Source organism: Pseudescherichia sp., from assembly GCF_031998825.1.
Taxonomy (GTDB): domain Bacteria; phylum Pseudomonadota; class Gammaproteobacteria; order Enterobacterales; family Enterobacteriaceae; genus Pseudescherichia.
In genome coordinates, this window is sequence record NZ_DAMACX010000092.1 from 2,875 (window position 1) to 6,428 (window position 3,554).

Here is a 3,554-nt window from a genome sequence, read left to right on the forward strand (position 1 = left end):
ACAAGCTCGGCTACCAGGGGGCGGCGGTCTCTGGCCGGGAGAGCACCCACGACTACCTTAAGCGCCTCGGCGCCAGCCGCATTCTGGGCCGCGATGAGTTCGCCGAAAGCCGTCCGCTGGAGAAACAGCTCTGGGCTGGCGCGGTAGATACCGTTGGCGACAAAGTGCTGGCCAAGGTGCTGGCGCAGATGAACTACGGCGGCTGCGTGGCAGCCTGCGGCCTGGCGGGTGGCTTTGCGCTGCCAACCACGGTGATGCCGTTTATTCTGCGCAACGTGCGCCTGCAGGGCGTCGATTCCGTCATGACGCCTGCCGCAAAACGTGCCGCAGCGTGGTCGCGTCTGGCGCAGGATCTGCCTGAGTCGTTCTACGAGCAGAGCGCAACGGAGATTACCCTTGAACAAGCGCCAGAGTTTGCCAACGCGATTATCAACAACCAGTCGCAGGGCCGCACGCTGGTCAAAATCGCCTAGTCGGCAATTTTTTATTACCGGCTCGCACTAACGCAACTCCTCCATCATGCTTATAGTCTTAGTCACTTTGTATGAGACGCTGGCGGAGGGTGTAATGAATAAAAGAAAGCTGAGGGAAGCGGACGTCACGGCGGAGTCCGTTTTTATGCTACAGCGTCGGCAGGTGTTAAAAGCGCTGGGCATCAGCGCGACGGCGCTGTCGCTCTCATCTGCCGCCCATGCCGACCTGCTCGACTGGTTTAAAGGCAACGATCGCCCGAAAGCCCCGGCGGGTAAGCCGCTTGATTTCAGCAAGCCTGCCGAGTGGCAAAGCACCCTGCCCCTCACCCCTGAGGATAAGGTCACCGGCTACAACAACTTCTATGAGTTTGGCCTCGACAAGGCCGATCCCGCGGCCAACGCGGGCAGCATGAAGACCGATCCCTGGACGCTGAAGATTGACGGCGAGGTGGCCAGGCCGCTGACCCTCGATCATGACGATCTGACCCGGCGCTTTCCGCTGGAGGAGCGTATCTACCGGATGCGCTGCGTCGAAGCCTGGTCGATGGTGGTGCCGTGGATCGGCTTCCCGCTGCACAAGCTTCTTGAACTGGTGCAGCCCACCAGCAAAGCCAAATACGTGGCGTTTAAGACGCTCTACTCCCCGGAGCAGATGCCCGGCCAGAAGGACCGCTTTATTGGCGGCGGGCTGGAGTATCCCTATGTAGAGGGCCTGCGCCTCGACGAGGCCATGCACCCGCTGACCATGCTCACCACCGGCGTCTACGGCAAAGCGCTGCCGCCGCAAAACGGCGCACCGGTGCGTCTGACCGTGCCGTGGAAGTACGGTTTTAAGGGCATTAAGTCGATCGTCAGCATCACGCTAACCCGCGAGCGGCCGCCAACCACCTGGAACCTCTCTGCCCCTAACGAGTACGGCTTTTTCGCTAACGTGAACCCGCACGTCGATCATCCGCGCTGGTCGCAGGCCACGGAGCGGTTTATCGGCTCCGGTGGCATACTCGACGTCAAGCGCCAGCAGACTCTGCTGTTTAATGGCTACGCCGATGAGGTAGCTTCGCTCTATCGCGGTATCGATCTACGGGAGAATTTCTAGGTGCGGCTCACGGCAAAACAGATCGTCTGGCTCAAGGTTGTCCTGCACCTGGCAGGCCTGCTTCCTCTATTATGGCTCTTCTGGGCGGCCAGCCAGGGGTATTTCAGCGCCGATCCGGCGAAAGATATCCAGCACTTTACCGGCAGAATGGCGCTAAAGTTCCTCCTTGGCTCGCTGCTCATCACCCCGCTGGCGCGCTATGGTAAACAGCCGCTGCTGATCCGCACCCGACGGCTGTTAGGACTCTGGTGTTTTGCCTGGGCTTCGCTGCACCTGGTGAGTTACTCGCTGCTGGAGCTGGGGATCAGTAATCTGGCGCTGCTCGGTCAGGAGCTGGTGACCCGTCCCTACCTGACGCTGGGAATTGTAAGCTGGCTGGTGCTGCTGGCGCTGGCGCTGACCTCCACCCAGGCGGCCCAGCGCAAGCTGGGGCGAAACTGGCAGCGTCTGCACAACTTCGTCTATCTGGTCGCGATCCTGGCGCCCATTCACTATCTGTGGTCGGTTAAGGTCCTCTCCCCCCAGCCCCTTATCTATGCCGCTCTCGCCTGCATCCTGCTTGCCTGGCGCTACAAGAAGTTTCGCCAGTGGTGGCGATAGCGCGGCGATCGTACGGTAATGTGTGCGGTTTGCCACAATTCTGATAGTCTTTACGCCCGTTTTCCGGCGGGCGTAAGATAATCTTCCCTGATAAGACCAGTATTTAGCTGCCAAATGCTACGAAATCGTTATAATGTGCGACTTTGGTTTTCACGACAGGGCATTTCGTGCGCTGAAAACGTGACAACCATGCAACGAAGGTATATTTTGTTTTTTACCGGAGATTTGCAGGAGATAGCAGCATAATGGCGGACAAGTTGCACATTTTGCTCTTAAACGGCCCCAACCTGAATATGTTGGGTACACGTGAGCCAGACAAGTACGGCACGCTGACGTTAACAGAAATTGTTAACCGATTAACCGCTGAAGCGGAGGCGCTGAACGTCGGGTTAGAGCATTTACAGTCGAACGCAGAGTACGTACTGCTCGACCGCATTCATCAGGCTAAAGACAAGATTGACTATATCCTGATTAATCCGGCCGCGTTTACGCATACCAGCGTAGCCCTGCGTGACGCGCTGCTCGCCGTGGATATTCCGTTTATCGAGATCCACCTGAGCAACGTCCACGCACGCGAACCGTTCCGCCATCACTCTTATCTCTCCGATATCGCTGCTGGCGTCATCTGTGGATTCGGCGCTGACGGCTATTCATACGCATTACAGACGGCAGTAAAACGCCTGTCACAAACACACTAAACAAGAGTACGGAACCCACTCATGGATATTCGTAAGATTAAAAAACTGATCGAGCTGGTTGAAGAATCAGGCATCTCCGAACTGGAAATTTCTGAAGGCGAAGAGTCTGTTCGCATCAGTCGCTCTGCACCTAACGCAGGCTATCCAGTGATGCAGCAGGCCTATGCCGCACCGATGATGCAGCAGCCTGCGCTCTCTACCGCCGTTGCACCGGCACCGGCTCCGGTAGCCGAAGCACCTGCTGCGGCGCAAATCAGTGGCCACATCGTACGTTCCCCAATGGTCGGGACTTTCTACCGCACCCCTAGCCCGGACGCGAAAGCCTTTATCGAAATCGGCCAGAAAGTAAACGCGGGCGACACCCTGTGCATCGTTGAAGCGATGAAAATGATGAACCAGATCGAAGCCGATAAGTCCGGCGTGGTGAAAGCCATTCTGGTGGAAAGTGGTCAACCGGTTGAATTTGACGAGCCACTGGTCGTTATCGAGTAACGAGGCGCACATGCTGGAAAAAATTGTCATCGCTAACCGTGGCGAGATTGCTCTGCGTATTCTGCGTGCCTGTAAAGAACTGGGCATCAAGACCGTCGCCGTGCACTCCACTGCGGATCGCGATCTAAAACACGTACTGCTGGCGGATGAGACGGTCTGTATTGGCCCGGCTCCGTCCGTAAAAAGCTATCTGAA

5 protein-coding genes and 1 pseudogene are annotated in these 3,554 nt (G+C 57.3%); all 6 read left to right on the forward strand.

The window, feature by feature from the left end; all coding sequences use genetic code 11:
- A pseudogene (locus RTP97_RS21005) lies at positions 1-473 on the forward strand (oxidoreductase); the annotation flags it as partial.
- 94 nt (positions 474-567) lie between these two features.
- Positions 568-1,569, forward strand: a complete 1,002-nt coding sequence (gene msrP / locus RTP97_RS21010) for a protein-methionine-sulfoxide reductase catalytic subunit MsrP (RefSeq protein ID WP_312417061.1) — start codon at positions 568-570, stop codon at positions 1,567-1,569.
- A complete protein-coding gene (msrQ, locus tag RTP97_RS21015) occupies positions 1,570-2,169 on the forward strand; it encodes a protein-methionine-sulfoxide reductase heme-binding subunit MsrQ (protein WP_312417064.1) in 600 nt (199 codons plus the stop codon).
- A 245-nt stretch (positions 2,170-2,414) separates the two neighbouring features.
- The gene (gene aroQ, locus RTP97_RS21020) at positions 2,415-2,867 is read left to right on the forward strand and encodes a type II 3-dehydroquinate dehydratase (protein ID WP_312417067.1); all 453 of its coding nucleotides are present in this window, start codon (positions 2,415-2,417) and stop codon (positions 2,865-2,867) included.
- Positions 2,868-2,888: 21 nt separating this feature from the next.
- The gene (accB, locus tag RTP97_RS21025) at positions 2,889-3,359 is read left to right on the forward strand and encodes an acetyl-CoA carboxylase biotin carboxyl carrier protein (protein WP_312214409.1); all 471 of its coding nucleotides are present in this window, start codon (positions 2,889-2,891) and stop codon (positions 3,357-3,359) included.
- 10 nt (positions 3,360-3,369) lie between these two features.
- Positions 3,370-3,554 (forward strand): biotin carboxylase N-terminal domain-containing protein (locus RTP97_RS21030; protein WP_312417071.1); only part of this gene is annotated, 185 nt, incomplete at its 3' end.